At 65.6% G+C, this 25,389-nt stretch carries 26 protein-coding genes and 2 pseudogenes; 14 read left to right on the top strand and 14 right to left on the bottom strand.

Annotated features, from left to right (window positions below):
• Window positions 1–156: 156 nt before the first annotated feature.
• The 5 genes from C486_RS12270 to C486_RS12250 all read right to left on the bottom strand — a co-directional run bounded on the left by C486_RS12270 (window position 157) and on the right by C486_RS12250 (window position 4,084).
• A complete protein-coding gene (locus C486_RS12270; protein ID WP_008456580.1) occupies window positions 157–927 on the bottom strand; it encodes a protein-L-isoaspartate O-methyltransferase family protein in 771 nt (256 codons plus the stop codon).
• A 54-nt stretch (window positions 928–981) separates the two neighbouring features.
• Window positions 982–1,611 carry a protein-L-isoaspartate(D-aspartate) O-methyltransferase gene (locus C486_RS12265; protein WP_008456579.1) on the bottom strand — a complete coding sequence of 210 codons (630 nt, stop codon included), beginning with the start codon at window positions 1,609–1,611 and terminating at the stop codon, window positions 982–984.
• 92 nt (window positions 1,612–1,703) lie between these two features.
• Window positions 1,704–2,357, bottom strand: a complete 654-nt coding sequence (locus C486_RS12260; RefSeq protein ID WP_008456578.1) for an HVO_0476 family zinc finger protein — start codon at window positions 2,355–2,357, stop codon at window positions 1,704–1,706.
• A 57-nt stretch (window positions 2,358–2,414) separates the two neighbouring features.
• Window positions 2,415–2,996 carry an LURP-one-related/scramblase family protein gene (locus C486_RS12255; RefSeq protein WP_008456577.1) on the bottom strand — a complete coding sequence of 194 codons (582 nt, stop codon included), beginning with the start codon at window positions 2,994–2,996 and terminating at the stop codon, window positions 2,415–2,417.
• A gap of 131 nt (window positions 2,997–3,127) precedes the next feature.
• Window positions 3,128–4,084 carry an aminopeptidase gene (locus C486_RS12250; RefSeq protein ID WP_008456576.1) on the bottom strand — a complete coding sequence of 319 codons (957 nt, stop codon included), beginning with the start codon at window positions 4,082–4,084 and terminating at the stop codon, window positions 3,128–3,130.
• A 230-nt stretch (window positions 4,085–4,314) separates the two neighbouring features.
• Between C486_RS12250 and C486_RS12245 the strand changes: the two genes are divergently transcribed.
• Both C486_RS12245 and C486_RS12240 read left to right on the top strand, forming a co-directional pair.
• Window positions 4,315–5,331 carry a type II glyceraldehyde-3-phosphate dehydrogenase gene (locus C486_RS12245; RefSeq protein ID WP_008456575.1) on the top strand — a complete coding sequence of 339 codons (1,017 nt, stop codon included), beginning with the start codon at window positions 4,315–4,317 and terminating at the stop codon, window positions 5,329–5,331.
• Between the two features lie 144 nt (window positions 5,332–5,475).
• Window positions 5,476–5,877, top strand: coding sequence for an Hsp20/alpha crystallin family protein (locus C486_RS12240; RefSeq protein ID WP_008456574.1), 402 nt, complete (start codon window positions 5,476–5,478; stop codon window positions 5,875–5,877).
• A gap of 29 nt (window positions 5,878–5,906) precedes the next feature.
• Here C486_RS12240 and C486_RS12235 read toward each other — a convergent pair whose 3' ends face one another.
• From C486_RS12235 to C486_RS12225, 3 genes are all read right to left on the bottom strand, one after another.
• A complete protein-coding gene (locus C486_RS12235; RefSeq protein ID WP_008456573.1) occupies window positions 5,907–6,776 on the bottom strand; it encodes an ATP-grasp domain-containing protein in 870 nt (289 codons plus the stop codon).
• 278 nt (window positions 6,777–7,054) lie between these two features.
• A complete protein-coding gene (locus C486_RS12230; protein WP_006182876.1) occupies window positions 7,055–7,585 on the bottom strand; it encodes a 50S ribosomal protein L16 in 531 nt (176 codons plus the stop codon).
• A gap of 103 nt (window positions 7,586–7,688) precedes the next feature.
• Window positions 7,689–7,922 (bottom strand): helix-turn-helix domain-containing protein, encoded by a 234-nt coding sequence (locus tag C486_RS12225; RefSeq protein WP_008456572.1) that lies wholly within the window; start codon window positions 7,920–7,922, stop codon window positions 7,689–7,691.
• A 253-nt stretch (window positions 7,923–8,175) separates the two neighbouring features.
• Here C486_RS12225 and C486_RS12220 point away from each other — a divergent pair, with 253 nt between their 5' ends.
• From C486_RS12220 to C486_RS12205, 4 genes are all read left to right on the top strand, one after another.
• Complete coding sequence (locus C486_RS12220; protein WP_008456571.1) at window positions 8,176–9,351, top strand: CBS domain-containing protein; 1,176 nt, start codon at window positions 8,176–8,178, stop codon at window positions 9,349–9,351.
• 81 nt (window positions 9,352–9,432) lie between these two features.
• On the top strand, window positions 9,433–10,446 hold the full coding sequence (locus C486_RS12215) for an ABC transporter ATP-binding protein (RefSeq protein ID WP_008456570.1): 1,014 nt from the start codon (window positions 9,433–9,435) through the stop codon (window positions 10,444–10,446).
• Window positions 10,446–11,249: an ABC transporter permease gene (locus tag C486_RS12210; protein ID WP_008456569.1), complete on the top strand. Its 804-nt coding sequence runs from the start codon at window positions 10,446–10,448 to the stop codon at window positions 11,247–11,249. The genes C486_RS12215 and C486_RS12210 overlap by 1 nt, the downstream gene beginning before the upstream one ends.
• Before the next feature lie 59 nt (window positions 11,250–11,308).
• Window positions 11,309–11,794: a zinc ribbon domain-containing protein gene (locus tag C486_RS12205; protein WP_008456568.1), complete on the top strand. Its 486-nt coding sequence runs from the start codon at window positions 11,309–11,311 to the stop codon at window positions 11,792–11,794.
• Window positions 11,795–11,919: 125 nt separating this feature from the next.
• Here the strand turns inward: C486_RS12205 and C486_RS12200 are convergent, their stop codons facing one another.
• Together C486_RS12200 and C486_RS12195 are read right to left on the bottom strand one after the other, a co-directional pair.
• On the bottom strand, window positions 11,920–12,726 hold the full coding sequence (locus tag C486_RS12200; RefSeq protein WP_008456567.1) for an alpha/beta fold hydrolase: 807 nt from the start codon (window positions 12,724–12,726) through the stop codon (window positions 11,920–11,922).
• Between the two features lie 122 nt (window positions 12,727–12,848).
• Window positions 12,849–13,865, bottom strand: coding sequence for an NADP-dependent oxidoreductase (locus tag C486_RS12195; RefSeq protein WP_008456566.1), 1,017 nt, complete (start codon window positions 13,863–13,865; stop codon window positions 12,849–12,851).
• Between the two features lie 133 nt (window positions 13,866–13,998).
• Here C486_RS12195 and C486_RS12190 point away from each other — a divergent pair, with 133 nt between their 5' ends.
• Window positions 13,999–14,718 carry a carbonic anhydrase gene (locus tag C486_RS12190; protein WP_008456565.1) on the top strand — a complete coding sequence of 240 codons (720 nt, stop codon included), beginning with the start codon at window positions 13,999–14,001 and terminating at the stop codon, window positions 14,716–14,718.
• Between the two features lie 15 nt (window positions 14,719–14,733).
• Here C486_RS12190 and C486_RS12185 read toward each other — a convergent pair whose 3' ends face one another.
• The 3 genes from C486_RS12185 to C486_RS12175 all read right to left on the bottom strand — a co-directional run bounded on the left by C486_RS12185 (window position 14,734) and on the right by C486_RS12175 (window position 19,430).
• Window positions 14,734–17,184 carry a DUF2309 domain-containing protein gene (locus tag C486_RS12185; protein WP_008456564.1) on the bottom strand — a complete coding sequence of 817 codons (2,451 nt, stop codon included), beginning with the start codon at window positions 17,182–17,184 and terminating at the stop codon, window positions 14,734–14,736.
• Entirely contained in the window at window positions 17,174–18,670 is a 1,497-nt protein-coding gene (locus tag C486_RS12180; RefSeq protein ID WP_008456563.1) for a proton-conducting transporter transmembrane domain-containing protein, read from the bottom strand. The genes C486_RS12185 and C486_RS12180 overlap by 11 nt, the downstream gene beginning before the upstream one ends.
• Window positions 18,671–18,968: 298 nt before the next feature.
• Complete coding sequence (locus C486_RS12175; protein ID WP_008456561.1) at window positions 18,969–19,430, bottom strand: Lrp/AsnC family transcriptional regulator; 462 nt, start codon at window positions 19,428–19,430, stop codon at window positions 18,969–18,971.
• A gap of 83 nt (window positions 19,431–19,513) precedes the next feature.
• Here C486_RS12175 and C486_RS12170 point away from each other — a divergent pair, with 83 nt between their 5' ends.
• From C486_RS12170 to C486_RS12140, 7 genes and pseudogenes are all read left to right on the top strand, one after another.
• Entirely contained in the window at window positions 19,514–19,732 is a 219-nt protein-coding gene (locus tag C486_RS12170; RefSeq protein WP_008456559.1) for a hypothetical protein, read from the top strand.
• Between the two features lie 88 nt (window positions 19,733–19,820).
• Window positions 19,821–20,015 carry a cold-shock protein gene (locus C486_RS12165; protein WP_006184028.1) on the top strand — a complete coding sequence of 65 codons (195 nt, stop codon included), beginning with the start codon at window positions 19,821–19,823 and terminating at the stop codon, window positions 20,013–20,015.
• Between the two features lie 109 nt (window positions 20,016–20,124).
• On the top strand, window positions 20,125–20,490 hold the full coding sequence (locus tag C486_RS12160; protein ID WP_008456555.1) for a cupin domain-containing protein: 366 nt from the start codon (window positions 20,125–20,127) through the stop codon (window positions 20,488–20,490).
• Between the two features lie 124 nt (window positions 20,491–20,614).
• Window positions 20,615–21,721, top strand: coding sequence for a FecCD family ABC transporter permease (locus tag C486_RS12155; protein WP_008456553.1), 1,107 nt, complete (start codon window positions 20,615–20,617; stop codon window positions 21,719–21,721).
• Window positions 21,721–22,578: an ABC transporter ATP-binding protein gene (locus C486_RS12150; protein WP_008456551.1), complete on the top strand. Its 858-nt coding sequence runs from the start codon at window positions 21,721–21,723 to the stop codon at window positions 22,576–22,578. Before C486_RS12155 ends, C486_RS12150 begins: the two co-directional genes overlap by 1 nt.
• 48 nt (window positions 22,579–22,626) lie before the next feature.
• A pseudogene (locus C486_RS12145) lies at window positions 22,627–23,767 on the top strand (ABC transporter substrate-binding protein).
• A 21-nt stretch (window positions 23,768–23,788) separates the two neighbouring features.
• Complete coding sequence (locus C486_RS12140; protein ID WP_206536972.1) at window positions 23,789–24,898, top strand: ABC transporter substrate-binding protein; 1,110 nt, start codon at window positions 23,789–23,791, stop codon at window positions 24,896–24,898.
• 15 nt (window positions 24,899–24,913) lie between these two features.
• Here the strand turns inward: C486_RS12140 and C486_RS12135 are convergent.
• A pseudogene (locus C486_RS12135) lies at window positions 24,914–25,372 on the bottom strand (methyl-accepting chemotaxis protein); the annotation flags it as partial.
• Window positions 25,373–25,389: the final 17 nt, after the last annotated feature.

Here is a 25,389-nt window from a genome sequence, read left to right as displayed (position 1 = left end):
TTTAACCCCCTCCAGCGTGTACCCGTAGATGGCGATCTGAGACAGACTGTCGCCACCCCCCACCCTTCCCCCACCCCTTTCGACGTCCCACTCCTTTCGAGGCACGGCCTCGCGTCTCGAGCGACGACGACTCACAGCCGCCGGACAGCCGAGGCGCTACTGCGACCGCGGCCGTCGCGACGGCTGCTCGAACGTCTTCTCCCACTCGATCCAGTCCTGTTCCCAGCCGCGGCGGGAGTCGGCGCGTCGCTGCGCCCGTTCGCGGTCCTCGCGGGCCGTTCGGTCGCGCTCGACGGCCCCCGACTGTTCACCCTCAACCAGCAACGGAGCGAACGAAACGGGGCCGAGTCGATTGACGTCGCCGTCGGCCGAGACGACCTCGAGTCGCTGTTGGTGGGTCCCGCGCGGGAAGACCAGTCGGCCCGCATCGGTTCGCTGGTCGAGCAGCGCACGCGGCGGATCGACGGCCGCGGCCTCGAGCAGGATGCGGTCGAAGGGCGCGTACTCGGGGAAACCGTTCGCCCCATCCCGGCAGTCGACGAGGACGCCGTCGTAGCCCGCGTCGGCGAGGTTGTCCCGCGCTTCGACGACCAGCGGCCGGGAAATGTCGACGGCGTGGACGTTCGTCTCGCCGACGAGTTCGGCCGCGACGGCCGCCGTGTACCCGACGCCGGCACCGACGATCAACACGGTCTCGTCGTCCTCGAGCGCCAGTGCCTGGAGCAAGCGAGCGACGGTACTCGGCGCGAGAACGCGCGTGCCGAGGACCGCGTGTTCGCGGTCGGCGTAGGCCGTTCGCTCGTCGTCGACGAACGCGTGCCGCGGGACCTCGCGCATCGCGACGGCAACGTCCTCGTCGGTGAGGACATCCCTGGGCGGGGACTCGAGGCCGTCGACCATATCCTCTCGCAGTACCGCGGGTTCCATACGCCAGCTATCGGGGCGGTCGTAATCAATGGCCCGCTTGCGCGGTCGGCCCGCCTACCCGCGCATCCGAACGAACCGAACGCTGCCGCGGTCGGTCCGGTCGAGCGAGCCGTCCGGTCGTTTAGTCGCGTCGACGAGCGTCTGGCGGCCGGCACCGATCGGCCCGAGCAACTGCCCGCCGGCACGGACCTGCTCGACGATCGGTGCGGGAAACGAAGCCACCGCGCAGGTGAAGTACGCCGCGTCGTAGGGCGCGTGCTCGGGCCATCCCGTCCGGCCGTCACCGACGCGCACCGAAACGTCGTCATAGCCGAGCGCCGCGAGTCGGTCACGCGCCTGCTCGGCCAGGTCGTCGCCGTATTCGACGGTGTAGACGTGCGCATCGCCGACCAGCTCGGCCGTGACGGCGGCGTGATAGCCACACCCGGTGCCGATCTCGAGGACATCGTCGCCGGGATCGGCCGCGAGCAGATCGGTCATGATCGCGACCATGTGCGGGGCGCTGATCGTTTGCCCGTCACCGATCGACAGGGGGCGGTCCGCGTAGGCGCGGTCCCGGCGGGCAGCGGGGACGAACTCGTGGCGCGGGACCGATACCAGGGACTCGAGAACCCGGTCGTCGTCGACGCGCGGCGCGACCGTCTCGACCATCCGCTGGCGCAGCGCCTCGTAGCTGTCGGACATGGCTCGGGGTCGACTACGCGCTCGAGAACGGTAGGCTTCCGGGTGGCGCGTCCCGGTGTCAGGGGACGGTGCGAGTCGAATGCGGGAACGGATTACCAGGCCGACCAGGCGCTGCTCTGCTCGTCGTAGGCATAGACGCGCTTGACGTCTTTCGCCAGGGCGGTGTCGCCCTCCATCTCGAACCGGTCGCGCCGGTAGCCGTCGGCGTCGCCGCGGACGACGAAGGCATCGATTTCGAACTCGTCGTCGCCGAATGACTCGACCGCGCCGACCTCGAACTCGTAGTCGCCGGGGACGTGGACCGTGATGCTCCGACTGTCGTCCCGCGAGCCGTCCTGCGGGTGGACGGTGACGTTGACGCCGACGTTGTCGACTTCGCGAGTCCAGACGGTTTCGACCTGCTCCGCGGTGGACTCCTCGACACGCTTCTGGCCGTCGAGTTCGACGCTGGTCACGCGGACCGTCGAGAGCACTTCCTCGGTCTCGAGGATGAACTCGTCACCGACCTCGATGGTCTCGTCTTCGGCCGTGGTGACGTTCGCCGTGAAGGACTCGCCGCCCTGCGAGACGACCACGTCGAGGGTGACTTCGGGCGTGCGCTCGGGGTGGACCTTGTGGACGTGACTACACTCGCTACACCGAACGGTGAGGGTGCCGCCGCCATCCGTCAGTACTTCGTGGACCGTCTCGAGGTCCGGCGAGCACGACGGACAGGCCGTCGGAACGCGCTCCGGGAGATCGCTCATAGCCCACTGTAACGACTACGTACCTAAAAGCCGATTGAACCCGTCGTCTCCCACCAGCTAGTTCCCCTGGATCGCGTCGATGACCATCGCCGCGGCGATGATGGGCTCTTTCGGGACGGTACTCGCATCGTCGATGACGATCTCGTAGCGGTCGCGCAGCGAGAACTGCCCCTCAATAGCGCCGACGTGAGCGCCCTCCTGGTCCGTGATCTCGTACTTGTGGGGGATCCAGCCGCCGAACGGAACGACGTTCCGGGCCACCGTCACCATCGCGCCGCGGGAGTTGATCTCGGCCAACTTCGCTTCGGTGGTCGCGTCGCGGATCTTCCACGTGTCCTGTAGCAGCGAGTAGTCGTTGTCCAGAATCACGATGTCCTCGCCGGTCCGCGCATCCGAGAGCACGTAGTTGTTCGCGACATCGATGAGCCCACCGGCCTTCACGGTGAATACTTCGTTGCCGTCGGCGTCGACGAAGGGGAACTTCTCTTTCATCTTCAACATCTTCTGTTTGCCCCGTAAAACGACGTTCCCGTCGACGTCGAGCGCCTTGTACTTGTTCCGAACGAACCCCTGCTCGACCGTATAGCGGTCGTCAGTGAGTTCGATCCCCTGAATATCGTATCCGCGAGTACCACTCATCGGTCCGATGTCACGCTAGCAGCACTTCAAACCACTCGGTTCTTACATAACGACGAGCGTGTTTGTCCGACCAGAAGCCCACGGGACGACTCGAGAGCCGTTCGAGAGCCCGGACCGACCGAGCCGATCGATCAGGCGTTGTCCGCCGTCGGCAACTCGAGCTGTTCGCCGTCGGCGACGACCGTCGGCTCGCGAAGGATGCCGTCGAGGTGGATCGGCGCTTCCGTCTCCCCACCGATGCCCGCGTTGTCGCCGATGGCGATGTGGACGGTCCCGCCCGCCTTCTCGTCTAAGAGGACCGAGCCGACGAGATCGGTGACGGCGACGTTCGTGCCGATGCCGAGTTCCGCGAGGTTGTACGCGGCGTCGCCGACTTCTGCGGCCGCGTCTTCGACCGTCGCTCGAATCTCGTCGTCCGAAATGGTCGTGACGAGGCCGTCCTCGACCTCGAAGGTGAGCCGCTGGTCGGGCTCGAGCAGCCCGTGCGGGCGCATCGTCCCGTCGACGACGAACGTCCCATCCGCGGTGTCGGGGCTGACGAATACTTCGCCGGCCGGCAGGTTCGACATCTCGCCGGAGTCGTGGACGATGCCAGTATCGGAGAGCCACTCGCGGTCGCCGATACCGAACGTGATGTCGGTTCCGGCGTCGGTCGTCACGCGGATCTCGTCGGCGTCGTCGACCTGCTCGCGGACCGCCTCGCAGTGGGCCGCGATCGAGTCGTAATCAGCCGCCAGTCCGGTCGTGAAGACGTCCTCGGTGATCCCCGGGAGCGTCGCGACCCGCGCGCCGGCCTCGTTGGCCTCGGTGCGGGCGCGCGTGTGGCTCAGGCTCTTGGTCGTCGGCGCGAGCACCACGTCGGCCCCGGCCATCGCCGCCGCCACCGGTGCCGGCGGTTCGCTGCCGTGGGTCTCGCCCGGCGGATACCGAACGAGCACGGCGTCGTCGGTGATCTCGCTCGCTACGTCGTAGATCGCCGTCCCGATCGACTCACGCTTGTCGTCGGTGACGACCGCACACGACTCTCCCGACTCGAGGCTCAGACACTGGCGGACCGCTGTCTCCGCCGCGGCTCGAAGTGATGGCATACCGTAACGTCGGGCGAGCGGGCCGATATGTCTTCCCTTCGCGTGCTCACAAGCGTTCGAGCGGGGACGCGGGGCCACCGTCGCGGTTCCACACCGCGATCGTCGGCGAGGTGCGTGCGAGGGCGTCCCCCGAAACCGCCCTCGAGAGCGATTGAAAACTCCGATCCGAGTAAACATCGGCTGATAGGGCTCGAAACGATTATCCCGCTCGGTGGTCCACTCCCGAGCATATGCAACAGGTCGCCATCAACGGCTACGGCACGATCGGCAAGCGCGTCGCGGACGCAGTCCGGCAACAGCCCGACATGGAAGTACTGGGCGTCGCCAAGACGCGCCCGAACTTCGAGGCCGAGACAGCGATCGACAAGGGGTTCCCGCTCTACGCGGCCGTCGAAGAACGCGAGGAGTTGTTCGCCGAGGCCGGCCTCGAGATCGCAGGGCCGGTCGAGGACCTCGTGGCCGAGGCCGACGTCGTCGTTGACGCCACGCCGTCGGGGATCGGTGCGCAGAACAAGGCCCTCTACGAGGAGTACGACACGCCCGCGCTCTATCAGGGCGGCGAGGACGCCGACCTCGTCGACGTGAGTTTCAACGCGCGCTCGAACTTCGAAGACGCCGTCGACGCCGACCACGTGCGCGTCGTCTCCTGCAACACGACCGGACTCTCTCGGGTCATCGCCCCCCTGCGCGAGGAGTACGGCGTCGAGAAGGTCCGTGCGACGCTCGTCCGTCGCGGCGGCGATCCCGGGCAGTCCGATCGTGGTCCGATCAACGACATCCTCCCGAACCCGGTGACGATCCCGTCACACCACGGCCCGGACGTCGAGACCATCTTCCCCGACCTGGACATCGACACGCTCGGGATGAAGGTGCCCGCGACGCTGATGCATATGCACAGTCTGAACATCACCCTGGAGGAGGACGTCGACGCTGCGGCCGTCCGTGACCTGTTCGCCGACGAGTCGCGCCTGTTCCTGATCCCCGAGCGCATGGACATCGACGGCAGCGGCAAACTCAAGGAGTATGCACTGGACGCCGGCCGCCCCCGCGGCGACCTCTGGGAGAACTGTCTCTGGGCGGAGTCCATCTCGACCGAGGGCCGGGACTTCTACTGCTTCCAGGGCATCCACCAGGAGAGCGACGTCGTGCCGGAGAACGTCGACGCCATCCGCGCCGTGACCGGCGCTGCCGACGCCGAGGAGAGCATCGCAACGACCGACGAGGCGCTCGGTATCGGCCTCCGATAGAGGGCCGCCGATCGAGACCGAGCCGATTTCACGCCGCTCGAGACCCCGTTCCACCACGGCCGGCCCCGACACGAGCCGGCGAGGTGATCCGGATCGTATAGCGACGACAGAAAGTTTTTGCCACGGGATACCCTAGGGACCTCCATGCGCCGAGACGACCGCGACGAACCCTTCGACGACTTGTTCCGCGAGATCGAGCGAATGATGAACGAGATGATGAACGGTGCGGACGGGAACGTAAACTTCGACTCGTCGAACGCCGTCGATAACGGATTCGGCATGGACACGCACGTCGATATTCACGAAACCGACGAGGAGGTCCGCGTTGTCGCCGACATTCCCGGCGTCGAGAAGGACAGCATCGAACTCGAGTGTGACGGCAAGACCCTGACGATCTCCGCTGAAAGCGACCACCGCCAGTACGACGAGCGCGTCTCCCTGCCGACCCGCGTCAACGAACACACCGCCGCCGCGACCTACAACAACGGCGTCCTCGAGGTCGTCTTCGACCGCGCCGAACAGTCCTCGGACATCAGCCTCGAGTAAGCGGACCGTCGCGGTCGTGGTTTTTCCGGTTACCCCTGCGCAGCGGTGCGTATCGCGGCCGCGAGTCGATCGTAGAAGGTCGGATCGTACTTCGTCTCCTCGTCGATCGTCGGCCGGGCGTTCGTCTCGTTGACCACCAGTCGGTGGTCGGTTTCAAGCAGGTCGACCCCGAGGACGGGGATCTCGAGTTCGGTCGCGACCGATTCGGCGAGGTCGCGCCACGCGTCGGGGAGGTCGACGCCGGTCGCGTCCGCGCCGCGGTGGACGTTGTGTTTCCACTGCCCTTCGCTGACCGCTGCGTCGGGCAGCCGTCGCTCGACCGCGCCGACGTACTTCCCCTCGAGGACCATCACCCGATAGTCGGTCGCGTCCGGGAGGAACTCCTGGACGAGAAAGGACTGGTCGCCGGTCGCTCGGTAGTCGTGGACCAACGAGAGGTAGTCGCAGATGCCGAGGAACGAATCGAGATCGTGGGCCTTCGCGACCCCCACACCCCGTGTCGTCGAGTTGGGTTTGACCACGACGGGTGGCTCGAACCGCTCGAAGACGTCGATCAGTTCGGCCTCGCCGACGTCGTTCGAGACGTAGACCGACTTCGGGACCGGCAGGTCGGCTCGCTCGAGGCGGGCCAGTACTTCGGCCTTGTTCCGCGAGGTCAACACCGCTTCGTGATCGTTGAGCCACGGTACCTCGAGCAGGGCATCCGCGACCCCGCCTTCCATGAGTCGGCCGGGATAGACGAAGCCCACGTCGTACTCGTCGGGGTGCCACGGCGGATCGCTGATCGGAATCGTGCGCTCGCGCACGGGCACGTGCTGAACCTGTATCCCCCGCTCGGCCAGCGGCTCCCGCATCCGCTCGAACGTCTCCTGGTCGTTTGCGACCGCGAGATCGATCATACGGTGACTCGGGGAGAGGGAAGCAAAAAGCTGCTCGAGGCGGCGATCCGGATCGAGATCCAGTGGCCGGGAGTGCGTCTCGAGCGAATGCGAGAGACGCACGACTCGGGGAAGGGCAGGCGCACACGGTTACTGGCCGCGAGTGAGTGCCGAGGCACGAACGAGCGGGCCGACGACCGATGTGGAGAACGCTATGCGTTCGGAACGGAGGGAGGAGTGCTTTTAATCGAATTTTTGCCGAGGGCGCGGCTTCGCCGCGCCCGCAGAGCAAAACTTCGTTATGCGATCAGCTGTTCCTCGCCGCGCTCGACGACGACGCGACACGGCGGCGAAATCTTGTTGTAGGAGCGCCGAAGGGCGTCCTTGGCGAACTCGGCGTCGTCGACGTCACACCAGATCGTGAAGATACGCTCGCCGGCGTCGATGCGCGCGGCGGTGCCGACGATCTTCCCGAAGGCCTGACGCATCCCGTCGGAGACACGGTCCGCACCTGCGCCCGTCGCCTGCTTGTTCTCCCGGATGACGTGGTGGGGGAACTTGCGCAGGACCATCTTGTAGTTGTTCTCGCCGGCGTTTTTCAGCATGTGACGGTTCGCCGAGAGGCGCGAGGCCTCGAGGCTCCCGTGGCGGATCTGGACCTCTTCCTCCGTGATGAGGCTGATCTGGACGGGGTAGTCCTCGGCGTTTGCCTGAGCGTCGCCCATCTTGTGCTGTGCGATCTTCGAACCCGGGATGCCGGTAATGTATTCGCGGCGCGTGTAGGCCGGCTTACTGATCTCCCGGTACATGGAGGCAGGTTTGTCGGACATGGTGGTTACTTACGAAAACGGAAGCCCACCGAGCGGATAAAGGCTTCGAAGCGCCGCGTCGAGTCCGTGGCGGGGCCGACGGCACGGTTCCCGGGGCGGCCGATCAGTTCGCCGGGACGTACGCGGACCCGGTCCGCTCGATCAATCCCGCGCTCGAGAGCGAGGAGAGGACGCTCAAGATCGAGAGTTTCCGCATGTTCAGACCGTCGCTCAGGTCCGTGACCGTCGCGCCACCGGTCGCCTCGAGGGTGAGGTAGACGAGTTTACTCTGTGCGGAGTCGAGTTCGGTCGGGAGGCGGTCGATTCGATCGGTCGCCTGTGCGTTTTCCGTCAGCATAGCTCTACGGTCCACGAAGTACCGTATAAATCTGTGGGAAAGTGGGTATATAGGCGCTAGTAGATATTATTGTGTTAAAATACCACAATAGACGACTCGGGCCCGTCGTCACAGCCGGGCACGGATCGCGATCGAATCGAATGCCGCCGGGAACGAACTCGGAACTGCCGACACGCGGTTCCGACCGCCCAATGGCCGACCGCTCGGGCGACCCGGCGGCGTATTTAAGGTTCCGCCGCCGAAACCAATATCCATGAGGAGCTTCCGGATCGGATCCCTGTTCGGGATTCCGATCAAACTCGATCTGACGTTCCTGCTGGTACTCCCGTTGTTCGCGTACCTCATCGGGACACAGATCGAGGAGGTCGCGGGGATATTGAACGACGGGCTAGCAGCGGGGATCGATATCGGGGCGGTTAGCGGCGGAACGACGCCGTTGATACTCGGGTTGGCCGCGGCGGTCGGCCTGTTCGTCGGCGTCGTCCTCCACGAATTGGGCCACTCACTGACCGCCCAGCGGTACGGCTTCCCGATCGACTCGATCACGCTCTGGCTGTTCGGCGGCATCGCCGCCTTCTCCGAGATGCCCGAGGACTGGCGACAGGAACTCAACATCGCCGTCGCCGGCCCGATTGTCAGCGTTCTGGTCGGCGTCGGCTCCTACGCGCTCTTCGTCGTCACCCCCGAGAGCCTCAGTGGCGCACGGTTCGTCCTCGGCTATCTCGCCGTCCTGAACGTCGCGCTCGCGTTCTTCAACATGCTTCCGGCGTTCCCCATGGACGGCGGGCGGGTGTTACGAGCGCTGCTCGCTCGCAATCAGCCCTACGCGAAGGCGACCCAGCAGGCCGCCAGCGTCGGCAAGCTGTTCGCGGTCCTGATGGGACTGTTCGGCCTCTTCTCCGTCAACATCATCCTCATCGGCGTCGCCTTCTTCGTCTACATTGCCGCCTCGAGCGAAGCCCAGCAGGTGACGATGAAGGCGGCCTTTCAGGACGTCACCGTCGGCGACATCATGACGCCCGCGAGCGATCTCCATCTCGTCGATCCGGAGACGACGGTCGCGGAGTTGATCCGGCGGATGTTCACCGAACGCCACACCGGCTATCCGGTCGTCGACGCCGATGCGTTCGAGGGCGAGCGACTCATCGGCCTCGTGACGCTGACCGACGCCCGCGAGGTCGAGCCGGTCGAGCGCGAGGCCTACACCGTCGAAGACGTGATGACGACCGACCTGCAGACGATCTCGCCCGACTCCGATGCGATGACCGCCATCGAGCGGATGCGGGACCACGATATCGGCCGCCTGCTCGTGGTCGATGACGACGACCTCGTGGGACTGATCTCGCGGACCGACGTGATGACCGCCTTTGACATCGTCCAGCAAAGCGGTGCGGTCGCCCCTGCCGGCCAACCGCGAGCCGCGGACTGAGAGTCCGCTCGCGAGCGTATCTCGAGGCGGTAAGTTCTGCGAACAAACGGTTTAACCGTAGTCGGGGCCGATACTGCATCGATGCCACCGGCCATCGAGACCGTCGATCTCGTGAAGGAGTACGGCGATCTGCGCGCCCTGCAGGAGCTCTCACTGACCGTCGAGAAAGGCGAGTTCTTCGGCCTGCTCGGACCCAACGGCGCGGGAAAGACGACCTTTATCAACACGCTGGTCGGGCTGGTCCGCAAGTCCGGCGGCGAGGCGCGGGTCTTCGGCCACGACGTCGAGGACGACTACCAGCAGGCCCGCGACGCGATCGGGCTCGCACCCCAGGAGTTCAACGTGGATCGCTTTTTCCCGATCAAGGAAGTGCTCACCCACAAGGCCGGCTATCACGGAATCCCCGCGTCCGAGGCCGCCGAACGGGCCGATGACGTCCTCAAGCGGGTCGGCATCTACGACAAACGCGACGAGCGCTTCGACTGGCTCTCCGGCGGGATGAAGCGCCGCCTGCTGCTCGCTCGAGCCCTCGTTACCGAACCCGACCTGCTCATTTTGGACGAGCCGACCGCCGGCGTCGACGTCCAGTTGCGCCACGACCTCTGGGAACTCGTCACCGAACTCAACGAGGAAGGGACGACGATCCTGCTGACGACCCACTACATCGAGGAGGCCGAACGCCTCTGTGACCGCGTCGCGATCATGAACGAGGGTCGGAAAGTGACTGTCGCGACGCCGGACGAACTGAAACAGCGCGGCACCGACACCATCGCCGTGCACCTCGCGTCCGCGCCGGCCGCCCCACCGGACCTCGGTCCCTACGCACACGAAACGACGGTCTCCGGCGACCGCCTCGAGGTACGGGTCGACGACGGTGGTGCGACCGCGCCGCGACTCCTCAACGATCTCGAGGCGATGGGCCACGAGATCGACGACCTCGAGATCACGCGCACGTCGCTCGAGGAGATCTTCGTGGATCTTACTCGGAGCGAGGATCGGACGGTGACGCGGTCCTCGGCGGAGAGTGCCGGCGACGACGCCCCACCGGCGGACGGCAAACGGGAGGGCGAACGGGAGCAGGAGGGGGTCGCCTGATGTTGTCGGTCGGCTTCCGCGCGCTCTTTCGCCGCGAGATACTGCGGTTCGTCCGCCGGCCGAAGAACACGTTCATGCCGCCGGCGATTACGAACGTGCTCTACTTCGCCGTCTTCGGCGTCATTCTCGGCGGCCGGATAGACGAAATCGCCGGCTATCCCTACATCCTGTTTATCGTGCCGGGGCTCGTCGTCCTGGGCGCGATCTCGAACGCGTTCGAGAACGCCTCGTTCTCGATCTTCCACGGCAGGTGGAACGAGTACATTCACGAGACGTTGACCTCGCCGCTGTCGTACGTCGAGATGGTCGTCGCGTACGTCGGTGCCAGCGCGGTCCGGGGCCTCGTCGTCGGCGTCATCATCGCCGCCGTCGGCCGGGCATTCGTCCCGATCGGGATCGAACACGGTCTGTTTCTCGTCGCCACGATGATCGTCATCACGGCGCTGTTCGCCGGCCTCGGTATCATCGGCGGGCTCGTCGCACGGGACTTCGACGACCTGACCGTGATGAACCAGTTCATCCTCCGTCCCCTGGTCTTCTTCGGCGCGGTCTTCTACTCCCTCGAGACGTTCGAGCAGCCCTGGCAGATCAGTCTCTCCTTGCTGAACCCGATGGTCTACATGGTCGACAGCGTTCGGTTCGGACTGCTGGGCCACTCGGATTTGATCGGGGTCGGCATCCTCCCCGGACCCTACGCCGACTTCGCGCCGCTGGTCTCGCTGGGCGTGCTCACGACAGGGACGCTCCTCGTCATGGCGGTCGATGTCTACCTGTTCAAGATCGGCTACGGACTGACCGACTGACCGCGCTCGGGCGGACCCATCGGGATACAGTTATTTGTCCGCCGACTCGATGTCGGAACATGGTTCCCGACAGCTGCCCGAACTGTGGTGCCTCGCTCTCGCCGACCGCGAACTACTGCAGCGAGTGCGGTGACGCGGTCGACGACGACTCGTGGGGCGTCTCGAGGACGGAGAATAGCTGGGGCTCGGACGGCTCGCGGGGCGACTCGCGGACGGAGTACGGGTCAACCCGCCGGACCGGCAGGGACACGACGATGGCGGCGATCACGCACGTCCTCGCGATATTCACGTGGGCAATCGGACCGTTGATCGTCCTCATCGCGACTGACGACCCGTTCGTCGAGGAGAACGCACGGAACGCGCTGAACTGGCAGATCGTGTTCACGGTCTACATGCTCGTCTCGTTCATCCTCGTCTTTGCCGTCGTCGGCATCGTACCGGCACTGCTCTTGCCGTTCGTCGATCTGGCGTTCTGTGCCATCGCTGCGGTCAAGGCCGCCGACGGCGAGGCGTGGTCGTATCCCGTGACCCCTGCTATCGTCTGAGTCCCCGAACGACCCCCGCCGACAGCGGGCGTGGCTTTCCTCGTACTCGGAGACCCGAACCAGTTACTTCCCGATGGTATCGTCCCCGAACAGTCCGAGGAACGGAACGCGTTCGCACGGGTCGATCAGTCGACCAGACCGACGACGTCGTCGCGGACTGAACACAGCGTTCCCAGGTGATCGTCGTCGACCTCGTTGAGGGTGACGGCCGATTGGTCCTCGTAGGCGGTTCGAACCGGATCGATCGGCGCGTTTTCGTCGTCGACCCCGTGCCACACCGTCACGCCGCCGTCGGGCAGCGACGGCGACCACGCCGTCGCAAGCGTGCGACTCTCGCGAACTGCGCCCGACGGACCGGCAGACAGTCCGACGCGGAAATCGCGACCGACGATGCGGGCGGTCTCGTCGTCGATGGACCGAGCGGTCAATTGCTCGACAACGGCCCGATCGCCCCGGAATCGGGCGACGAGTAGGCCGACCCGGAACGCGAGGCCCAGCAGACGAGGCCACCGAACGAGGGGGCCGAACGGCCCGCCGTCGTGCGCCGGAACCGGAGCGCCGACGACGCCGACGTCCGAGACTCGATCGGCGTGGCGCGCGGCCACGGCCAACGCGTAGGGTCCGCCGCCGGAGAACCCGGCGACCGCGACCGACTCGAGGCCCAAGGCGTCGATGAGCGCTCGACAGTCCGCGGCCCACGTTTCGAACGTCCCGTCCGGGTTCGGATCGGACTGCCCGTATCCCGGCCGACTCGGCGCGATCACGCGAACGCCGCGGGTGCGGGCGGGGTCCGAAAGCAACGCCCCGAGGTGTGACGAGCCGGGCGTTCCATGATGGAAGAGCAGCGGCTTGCCGTCCGGATCGCCGTACGTCGCAAACGCCAGCGTCCGACCGTCGGGGAGCGAGATCGACTCCGGCTCGGAAACGACCATACGAACCGCACACTCCGCAAAACTGATTGCCGTTACGATAGCGATACCAGCGGTCCGAGACGCCGCCGTTCGGCCACGGCGGGAGCCACCCGCGGCTCTCGGCGGCCGCGAGTCACGTCACGCTATTCGTCGTAGTCGGCGACTTTGACCAGCTGTTTCCCGATGTTGTCGCCCTCGAACAGTCCGAGGAACGCGTCGGGGGCGTTCTCGAACCCGTCGACGACGTTCTCGCGGTACTGTACGTCGCCGTTCCCAACAAACGTCGAGAGTCGCTCGAGCGCCTCGCCCCACCGGGGCTGGTAGTCGCTGACGAGCAGGCCCTCGACCGTCGCGCGGGACTCGATGAGTTTGGCGAGCTTTCGCGGCCCGGTCGGCACGTCGGTCTCGTTGTAGAGTGCGATCTGGCCGCAGACGGCGACGCGGGCGTCGACGTTCAGCCGGGGCCAGACGGCGTCAGTGATGGGGCCGCCGACGTTGTCGAAGTAGACGTCGACGCCGTCCGGACAGGCCTCGTCGACCGCAGCGGCGAGGTCGTCGGTGTTCTTGTAGTTGATCGCGGCGTCGAAACCGAGATCGTCGGTGAGCCAGTCGATCTTCGCCTCACTCCCGGCGGTGCCGACCACTCGCGCACCCGACAGGCGGGCGAGCTGGCCGACGACGGAGCCGACCGCGCCCGCGGCCGCGGAGACGAAGACGGTGTCACCGGGTTTCGGGTCGCCGATGTCGTTCAGGCCCCAGTAGGCCGTCACGCCGGGCATCCCGAGGACGCCCAGCGCCGTCGAGACCGGTCCGTGATCGGGGTTGACCCGCTGGAGTTCGTTCGCGTCCGCGACGGCGTGTTCCGCCCAGAGGAGCTCGCCGGTGACGATATCCCCCGCGGAAAACTGGCCGGCGTTGGACTCGAGGACTTCGCCGACGATGCTGGCTTTCATCGGGTCGCCGACGTCCCAGGGCTCGGCGTACGATTCCGCATCTCGCATGCGCCCACGCATGTACGGATCGACTGACTGATACAGTGTCTTGACAAGGACCTCCCCGTTGTCCGGCTCGGGGCGCTCGACGGTGACGAGCTCGAAGTTCTCTTCGGTCGGTTCACCGACTGGACGGCTAGCGAGTCGCCACTGTCTGGTTTCTGCCATACGATTTCATTGTCACGCTCATAGGAGTATATTTGGCTCGCGGAACTTCGCGTCGGCGGCGTGATCGACCGTCGTCAGGCCGGCGGCCGCGGCGGGCTCGAACCTTTTTGCTCACCGTTCGTGTAGGTCCCGTATGGGAATCGACCGCGAAATCCTCGAGCGGCTGCTCGCCGGGAACCGCCGTCACGTCGAGTCGCTGCCGGACGGCTACTTTGCCGATGTCCAGACCGGCCAGCACCCGACCGTCGTCGCGGTCTGTTGTTCGGACTCGCGGGTCGCACACGAGGGGATGTGGGGGGTCGACCGGCCGGGCGCGGTCTTTACGCCCAGCAACATCGGCAATCAGGTCTGGGACGACGATGGTGGGACTCGGATCATCGACGGCGGCGTCCTCTATCCGATCCACCACACCGGCACCGACGCCGTCGCCGTCGTCGGACACACCGGCTGCGGTGCCGTTACCGCCGCCTACCGGGTCGCAACCGGTGCGGACCCGCCCGGGCCGCGGGGCGTCGACAAGTGGGTCGATATGCTCGTCCCCGTCGTCGAGGCGGCCCTCGAGAGCGACCGGATCGATCGCGAGGCAGCCGACGACACCGTCATCAATCAGCTCGTCGAGTACAACGTCGGCTATCAGGTCCGATCGCTCGGCGACGCCGACGCCGTTCCGGACCGCGTCGACATCTACGGATTCGTCTACGACTTTCAGGGAGTCTACGGCGACCGGCCCGGTCGAACCTACCTCGTCACCGTCGACGGCGAGACCGCGCCCGACGCGCTCGCCGAACTGGTGCCGGACGGCTACGAGTCGGCGGTCGAGAGCCTGCTGTACGGCGACGGGGCGGACGACTGATCGCGACGGCCGGACTCAGTCGTCGGCGGTCGACACCGCGACCGGCGTCGTCCGCTCCGGATCCGTCGTCCGTGCGCTCTCGCGGGTCCACTCGAGGTCGCCCGCATAGTGAAACGCCTCGGTGTCTCGCTCGGGATCGACGACGGTCAAATCGCCGATCCATCCGTTGTCGAGCAGTTCCCGGACGTCCTCGTGATCGCGGAGGATCTCGGTCACGCGCTCGACCGGCGCGTGGATCACCGCGGTCAGGCGCAGCGGCTGGTGGAACGGGCGCTCGTCGTCGCACTTGAGCGACTGCAGCGGCAGGCCGGTCAGCAGGTCCCCGCCGTTGCCCTGCACGACGCCGACGTTGCCGACCGGGTTCTGGGTGACTTTTGACCCGCTCCCGTAGACGCCGGTGTCGACCGTCGCGAAGTAGTACTGGTTGTTGATCCACTGCGTGACCACGAGCGGGCCCGTCAGGATCGCCTCGAGCGCGTCCCCGTCCGGGTCGATCGTCCAATCGTAGGAGTGGAGGAACGCGCGCCCGTCGAGGTCCCGGTCGGCGGTGAGTTCGCGCGGCCCGATGACGAACGAGGCGTTGCCGGCCAGCCCCCACTCGGGGCGGGTCTCGGCCCAGTCGGCCGCCTTGCGCTCGACCTCGTCGACGGCCGCTCCGTCGTCGGCCGACGCGGTGCGCTCGGCGGCTGCGCCCGCGCGGGCACGCTCGAGGTCCCCGCGAAGGGATGCGAGGTCCTCGCGGTGGCTCTCGGGTACCGACCCGTCGAAGAGGGTGATCTCGTCGGTCGTCGTGTTGTGTTCGCCCGCGAGGAAGACGGTGTCCTCTGGGATGTCGATCCCGCGCTCGCGTAGCGTCGCCCTGACATCGTCGTCGTTGCAGATCGCCGCGAGGACGCGGGCGTTGGGCCCGCCGGGGTTGCCGGCACAGGCCCCGCAATCGAGGCTCGAGCCGAACGGGTTGTTCGTCGTCTCGCTGGCGTGACCCGCGAAGACGACCAGACGGGCGAACTCGGTCCAGCCCATGAGTTCGAAGGCGTTCTGGGCGTACTCGACTTTCGCCTCGTGGCTCAGCCCCTGTGGAAGGTCGTGGTCGGCGTGGTCGTGATCGCCGTACGCGTCGTAGTCGACGGCGGGAGCGGCGACGTCGTGGCGGCTCGGAACGCGCTCCGCGATGGCGGACTCGAGCGTGGCGATCGTCGACGGCGACAGCGTTCGCGCGGCCATCGCCGACCCGTAGGCGCTGCCGGCCCCCTCGACGAACGTAAAGGCCGCGACGAGGTTGGACTTGAGCGTCGTGAAGTGGTTGCGGGCGGCCGTGGCGAGCCCGGTCCAGCGGTCGCGGGCGGCGGCCGGCTCGGCATCGGCGGCCCGATCGACGATCCGGTGTTCGGGCTCGACGATCGGCGGGCAAGCGTCGGTGTCGGCCGCGGCCTCGTAGCCGCGGTGGCGCATCGGCACGCCGAAAAAGCCCGCGTAGCCGTGGGTTTCGTAGGGGCCCTGCACCTCGATGTGGCGGCGGATCACTTCCGAGCGAGTGTCGATACAGAACACGAGCTGGGCGGCCGGACGACCGCCGTCCCCGGCGGCTTCGGGTTCGGTTACGGCGTCGTCGATCCCGTCGAGGAGCCGCTCGCGGTAGCTCTTTTCCCAGGCAGTGAGCCAGATTTCGGCCAGCGGGACCTCGTCGGCGTCGTCACCGTCGGTCCCGTCACCGGCGTCGAGTTCGATCGGCGCGTCGAGCAGGTCCGCGATCGTCAGCCGCACCGCGAGGTACTGAGCCAGCGTGATCGGGTACTGCTCCTGCCACGGATCGGTACCGTCGTCGGTCCGCTGTTTGATGAACCCGCTCCAGCCCGGCAGCGCCGCGAGGTGGGCCTCGAGGACCTCGCCCCAGCGCCCCTCAGGGAACTCGCCGAGGACCGACTCGAGCGCCTCGGTGGCCGTCTCGGGCAGGTCATCGGCGTCGGCGGGGCCGGGCAGGTCGCCGTCGTGGGGGGCTACCGCGCGCCAGGCCTGATAGAACCCCGCCTCGCGGTTGGGCATCGGCCACTTTGCCTGCCCCTCGTCGAGGAAGGCCGCGAGCCACTTCGAGAGGAGCCGATCGACGGTCTCGGTCGCGTCATCGGTGTCGGCGGCGTCGCGGGCCGCGTCGGCCTCGGCCAGTTCCTCGAGCAGCGTCTCGGGCTCGCGGTCGATCCCGTGGGCCGCGAGTTCCGCCCGGAGCGTGTCGGCGTCGATCCGGCCCGACTCCCAGGCGCGGCGGAAGACTGACGGGTGGGGGTAGCCCCGGCCGCCGAACAGCTCCTCGGCTTCCGCGACGGCGCGGTGGAACGGTTCGTCCTCGAACCCCGAAAGGGGGTTGGCCGTGACGAACGAGTGCAGCGGCCAGACCGAACCGATGCGCTCGGCCGCGCGGTCGATGTGCTCCTCGATGCGACGGTCGTCGTGTAATTCCTTACGCGTCATTGTACTCCTCCTTGGCGGTGAGCACGGTCGTCGGAGCCGGTTGCGAGACGTTCAGCAGGGCGACGTAGAGGCGTTCGCTGGAGCGGTACCAGCCCAGTTCCGCGACGAGGTAGGCCCCAGCGAAGAGGGCGACGACGAGGTAGTGGACGGGGGTCATCTCGGTCGAGACGTGGGTCATCGGGACGCCGGACAGCATCGACGAGACGGCGTTGAACAGCACGGCGTAGCCGCCGATGGCGGTCAGGACGACCAGCGGGACGCTGACGAACCTGACCGAGGTCGGCAGGGTCGACCGCCGGAGGATGTCGCGGGCCGCGGTCAGCGTCGTCAGGACCACGATCAGCGTCAGGACGGTGCCGCTGTTCAGCGTCAGGCTCGTCGCCTTCCCGGTGAGGACGCCGAAGAGCGCGCCGCCGCCGACGGCCGTCACGAGGCTGACGACGAGTCCGGGGACGCCGAGTTCGGCGTCCCCCGCGTCTTTGGGAGCCACGCGTTCGACGCCCGCCCCCGACGAGAGGAAGAGATACGCCTTGTAGAAGCCATGGAGGATGAGGTGAGCGATGGCCGCGGCGAAAAATCCGAGCCCGCATTGCAGTATCATAAAGCCCATCTGGGCGATCGTCGAACACCCGAGCTTGCGCTTGACGTCCGTCTGGACCAGGATCATCGCCTGTCCGAGCAGGGCGCTGCCCGCCCCGACGAGGGCAATCGCCGACATAACGACGAGTCGATCGCCAACGAGCGGGGCGAACCGGGTCAACAGAATCCCGCCCGCGTTGACGAACCCGGCGTGCATGAGGGCGGACGCCGGCGTGGGGGCCGTCATCGACGACAGCAGCCAGCCGTGGAACGGCACGAGCGCCGACTGGATGATCGCCGCGAGGACGACGCCCGCGGCCGCGACGAGTCCGACCGTCCGCGGGACGCTCTCGAGGCCCTCGAGGACGCCGGTGAGCGTCGTCGCGCCGGTCGCCCAGACCAGCACCGCGACGGAGCCGGCAAGCAATGCGCTGCTGGCGAGGAAGTAACGGCGGGCGATGCGGCCGGCGGCCCGGGCCTGCGACCAGTCGCGAACGTGGCCGATTAGCGAAGCCATCAACAGCCCCATCGCCAGCCACGCGGCCACGAACAGCGCGACGTGGTTCGCAGCGGTCATCGTCATGACGGCGACGGTGAACCCGAGGACGCGAGCGAAGAAGCGATCGATATCGCCGTCGCCGGCCATGTAGCGCCGCGAGTAGCTGTGGACGATGCCGCTGAAGAAGGTCACCACGATCCACATGACCACGGTCAGTCCGTCGATCCGCAGGAGCGGCGAAAGCTCCCAGCCGGCTCCCCCTCGAACCGTCAGCGCGAGAACGCCGAGACTGGCCAGAAAGAGCGTCCAGACCGTCCAGGTCGACGCTCGTGGCACGGCCGAACGCGGCGGCGTCGGTTCGGGGCGCTGTGCGACGTCGTCGTCGATCGTTGCTGTGTCCTCGGTCATGTATCGAAGTCGACCAGCACGGGATCATCCCGTCGCGACGTATCATTCGCGGCAACACTTGCTCAACCGGTCGTCTCTACCCCATATGTGAACAGAGTGGTTATTATAGCCTTCGGTTCGAACAAATCGTTCGCTACTCGACGAGGCGGACCGTCACGATCGGTCGGAACCGAGCGCTCGAGCGCCGAGCCGGCGGCTTTCAGGTGACACGCACGCGAAATCGCCTCCGGGTGGCGATGCGAGGACCGCGAGTCCGGTCCCGAATCGTTCGTCGGGATCGGCTTCTCAAAGGCTCGCGTTAGGAAGAGAACTCGTCGAACGAGGTCGATCGGTGGCTGCGGACGAGTACTTCGTCGGTGATCGTCAGTCCCATGTCCGCGATCTGCTGTGCGATCGGCGTGACGTCCCTGTCGTTCTCGACGACCACGGTCACGAGGAGGTTTTGCTCGCCCGTGATCAGTTCCTGCACCGAGACGACGCTCGAGATCTCGAGCAGGTCATCGATGTACGCCCCTCGGTCGGGGATCGGGGCCGTACAGAACAGCAGCATCCGGATCGGGTAGCCGGATTTCGTGTAGTCGATGTTCGCGCTGTAACCCTTGATGACGCCCTCGGACTCCAGTCGCTGAATGCGCTTGCGGACCGTACTCGAGGAGGCGTCGGTCCGATCGGCGATCTCGGCAGAGGAGAGATTTCGCGCCTCCTCCTGTAACGCATAGAGGATCTCCCGGTCGACCGCATCGAGCTCGTACTCCGCCATACGCGTTCGTTGCCGCGGCCGCTATAAGGTACTTCGGCTCCCGAGGCTTCGAATACTTATACTGGGAGCCGAAAGGGGCACGCATGCGTGAACGACTCGAGTCGGATCTCGGCTTCTACTACGCCGTCGGCGGCTTCATCATCGCCGTGTTCGTCGTCGGGCTGGCGACCTTCGCCCGTCTCAACCCCGACGGCGTGGGGACGGTGGAGCTGGTTGGACTCGCCGGCGGCTTCTTCCTGTTCATGCTCGTGTACTTCATCGCCATTTCGGTCCAGCGACTCGAGGACGGCGACAGCGTCTGAGGCCTCGAGCGAGCCGCATTCGGACGATCAACGCGAGCGTACACGAGTCGCAGGGTTTATGCGTACCGGGCTGTTCTCTTTAGAAGCAATGGCGCAAGGAACCGTTGATTTCTTCAACGACACTGGCGGCTACGGATTCATCGAGACTGAGGACGCGGACGACGACGTGTTCTTCCACATGGAAGACATCGGCGGCCCGGACCTGGAAGAAGGACAGGAACTCGAGTTCGACATCGAGCAGGCCCCCAAGGGCCCGCGCGCGACGAACGTCGAGCGCCTGTAAGGCGGAATTCGTAACGGTATCGGCACTTGACTGCAGTATTTTAGATCCCCGAGCGACGGCGCTAACAGTAGCGCATCACTTTTAGCAGCGGCGGCGTTCACTGTCCGGTATGACCGAGCCGCTGCTCCGGCGTGGCGACGAGATCGAGTACGAGACGGTCGCCGCCGCCGCCGGCCTTGAGAAGGGTGTCCTGATCGCCGACGACCACGGCGCGCCGAACTTCGCGATCCGGCGGTTCGTCCTCGAACCGGACGCCGAGGTGCCGAAACACACCAACGACGTCGAACACGAACAGTACGTCCTCGCGGGCGAGTACACCGTGGGGCTCGAGGACGAGGAATACGAGGTCGAAGCCGGCGACTCGCTGCTCATCCCCGCGGGAGCGGTCCACTGGTATCGCAACGACGGCGATGACCCGGGCGCGTTCATCTGTGCCGTTCCGAACGGCGACGACGAGATCGACCTGCTCGAGTAAGTCGGGCAGCGGGTTGGAACCGGTCGGGCAGGCATCCCCGTCCCCTGGATCGTCCTCGCGGGCCACTACCACGGCGTTACCGGACCGCAACTACTATACGTCTTTTAGGTATACCTAAATAAAGATGGCAGGAGCGGAGTCGGTCAGTGGGCACGCAACGACCGGACAGCGAGACGGCTGGGTAACAGGAACGCTCGTCGTCTTCTGCCTGGCGAGTACGGTTGTCACGATCGTCGCGGGTCTGATCCAGGTGAGCTTCGGGGAGTACTCAATGACGCTTTTCGAGGCCTGGAAGGCGGTGTTCAACCCCGAGGTGATCTTCGATCTCAACGCCTGGGCGTCGTTCCTGTTCGGCACCGCGCGGCCGGACATGAGTACCGACAGTATCGTCGTCTGGGACCTCCGGCTACCGCGAGTGTTCGTCGGGATCATTACCGGTGCGACGCTTGCGGTTTCGGGTGCGGTGTTCCAGGCCGTGACGCGAAACGAACTGGCGAGTCCGTTCATTCTGGGTGTCAGTTCCGGTGCCGGGTTCGCCGTTTTGGCGACGCTCGTCGTGTTCAGCGGCCTCGCTCCCTTCCTTCCGTTGATCGCGACTCTGGGGGGAACGTTCGCGTTCGGGGTCGTCTACGCGATCGCGTGGAAAGGCGGTACGAGCCCCGTTCGGCTCGTACTCGCGGGCGTGATCGTGAATATGGTCTTCCAGTCGCTCCAGCAGGGACTGTTTTTCTTCGCGGATGATCTGGGCGTCGTCCAGACGGCGATCGCCTGGATCACGGGCTCGCTGACGGGCACCGGATGGGAGGAGGTCAGAATCGCGGTCCTGCCGGCACTTATTTCGATCGGGATCGCGCTCGCCGGTGCGCGCCAGTTGAACGTCCTGATGCTCGGCGAGAACACCGCCCGATCACTCGGCATGCGCGTCGAACGGGTGCGCTTTTTCCTCTCCGGCGTCGCTATTCTGGCCGCCAGCGTCGCTATCGCCGTCGCCGGCGTCGTCAGTTTCTTCGGCCTCGTCGTTCCCCACATCGTCAGAAACACGGTCGGCGGCGATTACCGACGGCTGATGGTCGGCTGTGTCTTCGCCGGCCCCGCGCTGATGGTTACCGCCGATGTCGGCGCCCGGCTCACACTGGGTACGCAGATGCCCGTGGGCGTTGTGACGGGCCTGATCGGCGGCCCGTACTTCCTCTACCTGATGCGGAAACAACAATCGATGGGTGAGCTATAATGGCACGCACACAGCAGGAGAGAGACCGAGAACGAACGCGAATTACCGACGACGACGGCGTCGCGATCGAGAGTGCACTGGTCGGCGACAAGCTGGAACTCAGCTATCCGTCGAGCGACGAAACCATCGTAGAGTGTGCTCGCCTCGATATCCCCGAGGAAGCGATAACTGCACTCGTCGGTCCGAACGGCAGCGGAAAGAGTACGCTCCTCAAGGCGCTCTCAAACCACCTGAAGCCGGACACCGGAACAGTCCGGATCCACGGCGAGGATCTCGACTCGTTCGATCAGAAGGAGTTGGCCCGCGAACTGGGTGTCCTCTCGCAGGAAAACGATTCGCTGGGCTCGATCTCCGTCGAAGACCTCGTCTATCACGGCCGCTATCCACACCGTGGGTTCTTCGACGGGCCCGACGAGGCGGATCATCGGGCCGTCGAACGGGCGATCGAGCTAGCCGGAATCGAAGGGATTCGTGACACCGAACTCGGTCAACTGAGCGGCGGGCAGAAACAACTGGCCTGGATAGCGATGGTTTTGGCACAGGACACCGACGCCCTCCTACTCGACGAACCGACGACGTTCCTCGACGTCCACCACCAGTTCCGCGTCCTCGAAACGATCCGCCAGTTGAACGAGGAGAAGGGCGTCACCGTGGCGGTCATCCTTCACGATATCACACAGGCGGCCCGTTTCGCGGACTATCTGGTCGCGATGCACGACGGGAAACTGTACGACTGGGGGCCACCCGAGGAGGTCGTCACCGAACAACTCCTCGCGGACGTCTTCGGCGTGGAAGCGACCATCGAGTACGAGCCCGAGTTACAGGTATTGCCGAAACGGGCGCTTCCCGACCGGTAGGCCTGACCGATCGGCAGTACTTTGTCTTTTTAGGTTAGCCTAAAACCGATGACGAGCGATGCACAGCGGACGAGACGGTCCGTAGTGAAGACTAGCGCGGCGATCGCGGGACTTGGCACGACAGCCGGTTGCCTCGGCGATTCCGTGTCGGGCAACGACGAAGGCGACTATTCGGTGACGATGGAGCCCGTCGGCACCGTCGAGTTCGACGCCGTCCTGGAGAGGTGGCTCGCATACACGGGCGACTACGCCGACATGGGCGTTGCACTCGGTCAGAGCGACGGACTCGTCGGAATCGGACTGCAAAGCCGGTACGCCGCTCACCACTACGCGGAGCTTCCGGGCGTCGGGGTCGAAGCGGACGGCCTGACCCAACTCTGGGACGACGGGACCGACGCGGAAGTGTTCTATGAACTCGAGGCGGACGTGCACGTCGTCGATCCCAACTTCATGAGCAACCGACTGGGATGGAGTCAGGACGACGTGGACGATATCGCGACGACTATCGGGCCGTTCGTCGGTAACACGATCTTCTCGGCCAGTTACGACTGGCACGACTACACGTGGTATACCTCTACGAGGCCTTCGAAAAGATCGCGGACGTGTTTCAAGCGCAGGAACGCTTCGAAGCGTTCGAGCGCCTCCACGAGGACGTACTCGCCGACGTCCACTCGCGGCTGCCCGACGAGCGACCCGAAGTCGCGGTCCTCGTTCCGAAATCGGCCGCGCCGGAGGCGTTCTATCCCTACCACATCGACGAGGGGACACAGTCCAAACACTGGAACGATCTGCGGGTCGAGGGGGCACTCGCCACAAACGGCGTCGCTGACACGCAAGCGACCGGTGGCACTATCAACTACGAAACGCTTCTCGATATCGACCCCGACGTCATCGCGATCAGACAGCAGGGCGCGGTCTCGGAGTCTGAATTCGAACGGGAGATCGTCTCGTTCATGCGCGACACGAGGCCGCGAGCGAACTTCGGGCGGTCCAGAACGACCGGGTGATCTACGGCGGGATGACCTACCAGGGTCCGATCATCCACCTCTTCCAACTTGAGCGGGCGGCACATGGGCTGTACCCGGACGAGTTCGGCGACGAGGAACGCTTCGATCGCGGACGCGTCGCCGACATCGTTACCGGTGAACACCGCGATCAACGGGAAAGTACTTCGGAACACTTTTACTGATTTAGGTCGACCTAAACCGCGATGAGTAATGACCGGACATGGACGAGACGTAACGTGCTTCGAACAGGAGGGGCGATCGCCGGCATCAGTGCGATGGCTGGCTGTCTCGATTCGATCGGGTCGTCGGAAGACGAGATCGAATACACGGTATCGATGCCACCGGTCGGCGAAGTCGGATTCCCAGGCGTTCCGGAGACGTGGGTGGCCAACAACGGGAGTTGGGCCGACATGGGAATCGCGCTGGGCCAAGATCCGCCGGAAGGGGTCTGGCTGCCGTCCCGATACCACACGCAGTACTACGACGAGATTCCCGACGTCAGCGTCGACAAGGAGGGGATGACGCAGCTCTCCGACGACGGCGTCGACCCGGAGAAGTTCTACAAGATGGACGGGGACGTCCACGTCATCGACCCCAACTTCTTGACGAACCGGTTCAGCGACGACATCAGTGAGAGCGACATCGAAGACATCGAAAACGACATCGCGCCGTTCTTCGGGAACAGCATCTTCTCGACCGGCTACCAGTGGCACGAAGACTATTCGTACCTGTCCCTGTACGAGGCGTTCGGCAAGCTTGCCGAAGTGTTTCAAGAAACCGAGCGCTACGAGGCCTTCGTCGAGGTCCACGACGAGTTCCAATCGAACGTCGAGGAGATCGTTCCGCCCGAGGACGAGCGACCGGAGGTCGCGGTCATGTGGGCCGGCAAGGGCGACATGGGGTCGTTCTCTCCGTATCTGATCGGAGCGGGGACGAGCTTCAAGCAGTGGCGCGACCTCCAGGTCGAGGACGCGTTCGCCAACACGGACGTGCGCAATTTCCACAGTACGCGCGGGAACGTCGACTACGAAACGCTCCTCGAGATCGATCCCGAAATCATCCTGTTTCGCGGACAGGAGGACAAGACCGCCACGGAGTTCCAGGATGCGATCGTCTCACAGCTAGAAGACGACGACACCGCACGCGAGCTGACGGCCGTCCAGAACGGCGATGTCTACCGCGGTGGCCCCCTCTATCAGGGCCCGATCACGAACCTCGTCGTCACGGAACGCGCGGCCAAGCAGGTCTACGGCGTCGAGAAAGAGCTGTTCGACCGGCAGCGGGTCAGCGACATCGTCAACGGCGACTTCTGACCGGCCGCTGGGTAGCTACTGCGGTTCCGGCCAGTCGCCCGCCCGCCCCTCCAACTCCTCTCCCGTGCTGTCGACCGCGCTCGAATCGACCGTGTACTCGTCGTCCGCAGGCCACTCGCGCTCGACACCCCCCGCGTCGATCGCGATGGCGGCGGTCGGTTCGGCATCGACCTCGAACGCCGACAGCGCATCGGACAGGTCTCGTGCCCGATCGGACAGCGACGTCGCAGTGTGGGACACGTTTGCGAGCGATGCAGTCTGTTCCTCCGCGGCCGCCGCGACCGTCTCCGCCTCGGCGCTGGTCTCCTCGCTGATCGCCGTCACGTCGTCGGTCATCGAGACGACCTCCTGTGTCGCGCCGGCCTGTTGCTGGGTCGCCGCCGAAATTTCCTGTACCCCGTCGTTCGTCTCCTCAGCGTACGCCGAGATCTCCTCGAGCGCCCCAACCGATGACTCGACCGCCTCCCGATGGTCTGTCTCTTATACACATC

The sequence above is a fragment of the Natrinema gari JCM 14663 genome (assembly GCF_000337175.1).
In the GTDB taxonomy this organism is placed as follows: domain Archaea; phylum Halobacteriota; class Halobacteria; order Halobacteriales; family Natrialbaceae; genus Natrinema; species Natrinema gari.
The sequence above is the reverse complement of the archived record's forward strand: the minus strand, read 5'-3'. Positions and strand labels throughout refer to the sequence as shown.

Coding starts and splice junctions, on each gene's coding strand:
- C486_RS12225 (WP_008456572.1), bottom strand. CDS start 7,922: ATGCTGACGGAAAACGCACAGGCGACCGATCGAATCGACCGCCTCCCG.
- C486_RS12195 (WP_008456566.1), bottom strand. CDS start 13,865: ATGGCAGAAACCAGACAGTGGCGACTCGCTAGCCGTCCAGTCGGTGAA.
- C486_RS12255 (WP_008456577.1), bottom strand. CDS start 2,996: ATGAGTGGTACTCGCGGATACGATATTCAGGGGATCGAACTCACTGAC.
- C486_RS12190 (WP_008456565.1), top strand. CDS start 13,999: ATGGGAATCGACCGCGAAATCCTCGAGCGGCTGCTCGCCGGGAACCGC.
- C486_RS12155 (WP_008456553.1), top strand. CDS start 20,615: ATGGCAGGAGCGGAGTCGGTCAGTGGGCACGCAACGACCGGACAGCGA.
- C486_RS12170 (WP_008456559.1), top strand. CDS start 19,514: ATGCGTGAACGACTCGAGTCGGATCTCGGCTTCTACTACGCCGTCGGC.
- C486_RS12165 (WP_006184028.1), top strand. CDS start 19,821: ATGGCGCAAGGAACCGTTGATTTCTTCAACGACACTGGCGGCTACGGA.
- C486_RS12260 (WP_008456578.1), bottom strand. CDS start 2,357: ATGAGCGATCTCCCGGAGCGCGTTCCGACGGCCTGTCCGTCGTGCTCG.
- C486_RS12140 (WP_206536972.1), top strand. CDS start 23,789: ATGAGTAATGACCGGACATGGACGAGACGTAACGTGCTTCGAACAGGA.
- C486_RS12175 (WP_008456561.1), bottom strand. CDS start 19,430: ATGGCGGAGTACGAGCTCGATGCGGTCGACCGGGAGATCCTCTATGCG.
- C486_RS12215 (WP_008456570.1), top strand. CDS start 9,433: ATGCCACCGGCCATCGAGACCGTCGATCTCGTGAAGGAGTACGGCGAT.
- C486_RS12150 (WP_008456551.1), top strand. CDS start 21,721: ATGGCACGCACACAGCAGGAGAGAGACCGAGAACGAACGCGAATTACC.
- C486_RS12210 (WP_008456569.1), top strand. CDS start 10,446: ATGTTGTCGGTCGGCTTCCGCGCGCTCTTTCGCCGCGAGATACTGCGG.
- C486_RS12220 (WP_008456571.1), top strand. CDS start 8,176: ATGAGGAGCTTCCGGATCGGATCCCTGTTCGGGATTCCGATCAAACTC.
- C486_RS12185 (WP_008456564.1), bottom strand. CDS start 17,184: ATGACGCGTAAGGAATTACACGACGACCGTCGCATCGAGGAGCACATC.
- C486_RS12230 (WP_006182876.1), bottom strand. CDS start 7,585: ATGTCCGACAAACCTGCCTCCATGTACCGGGAGATCAGTAAGCCGGCC.
- C486_RS12160 (WP_008456555.1), top strand. CDS start 20,125: ATGACCGAGCCGCTGCTCCGGCGTGGCGACGAGATCGAGTACGAGACG.
- C486_RS12270 (WP_008456580.1), bottom strand. CDS start 927: ATGGAACCCGCGGTACTGCGAGAGGATATGGTCGACGGCCTCGAGTCC.
- C486_RS12265 (WP_008456579.1), bottom strand. CDS start 1,611: ATGTCCGACAGCTACGAGGCGCTGCGCCAGCGGATGGTCGAGACGGTC.
- C486_RS12200 (WP_008456567.1), bottom strand. CDS start 12,726: ATGGTCGTTTCCGAGCCGGAGTCGATCTCGCTCCCCGACGGTCGGACG.
- C486_RS12250 (WP_008456576.1), bottom strand. CDS start 4,084: ATGCCATCACTTCGAGCCGCGGCGGAGACAGCGGTCCGCCAGTGTCTG.
- C486_RS12205 (WP_008456568.1), top strand. CDS start 11,309: ATGGTTCCCGACAGCTGCCCGAACTGTGGTGCCTCGCTCTCGCCGACC.
- C486_RS12235 (WP_008456573.1), bottom strand. CDS start 6,776: ATGATCGATCTCGCGGTCGCAAACGACCAGGAGACGTTCGAGCGGATG.
- C486_RS12240 (WP_008456574.1), top strand. CDS start 5,476: ATGCGCCGAGACGACCGCGACGAACCCTTCGACGACTTGTTCCGCGAG.
- C486_RS12245 (WP_008456575.1), top strand. CDS start 4,315: ATGCAACAGGTCGCCATCAACGGCTACGGCACGATCGGCAAGCGCGTC.
- C486_RS12180 (WP_008456563.1), bottom strand. CDS start 18,670: ATGACCGAGGACACAGCAACGATCGACGACGACGTCGCACAGCGCCCC.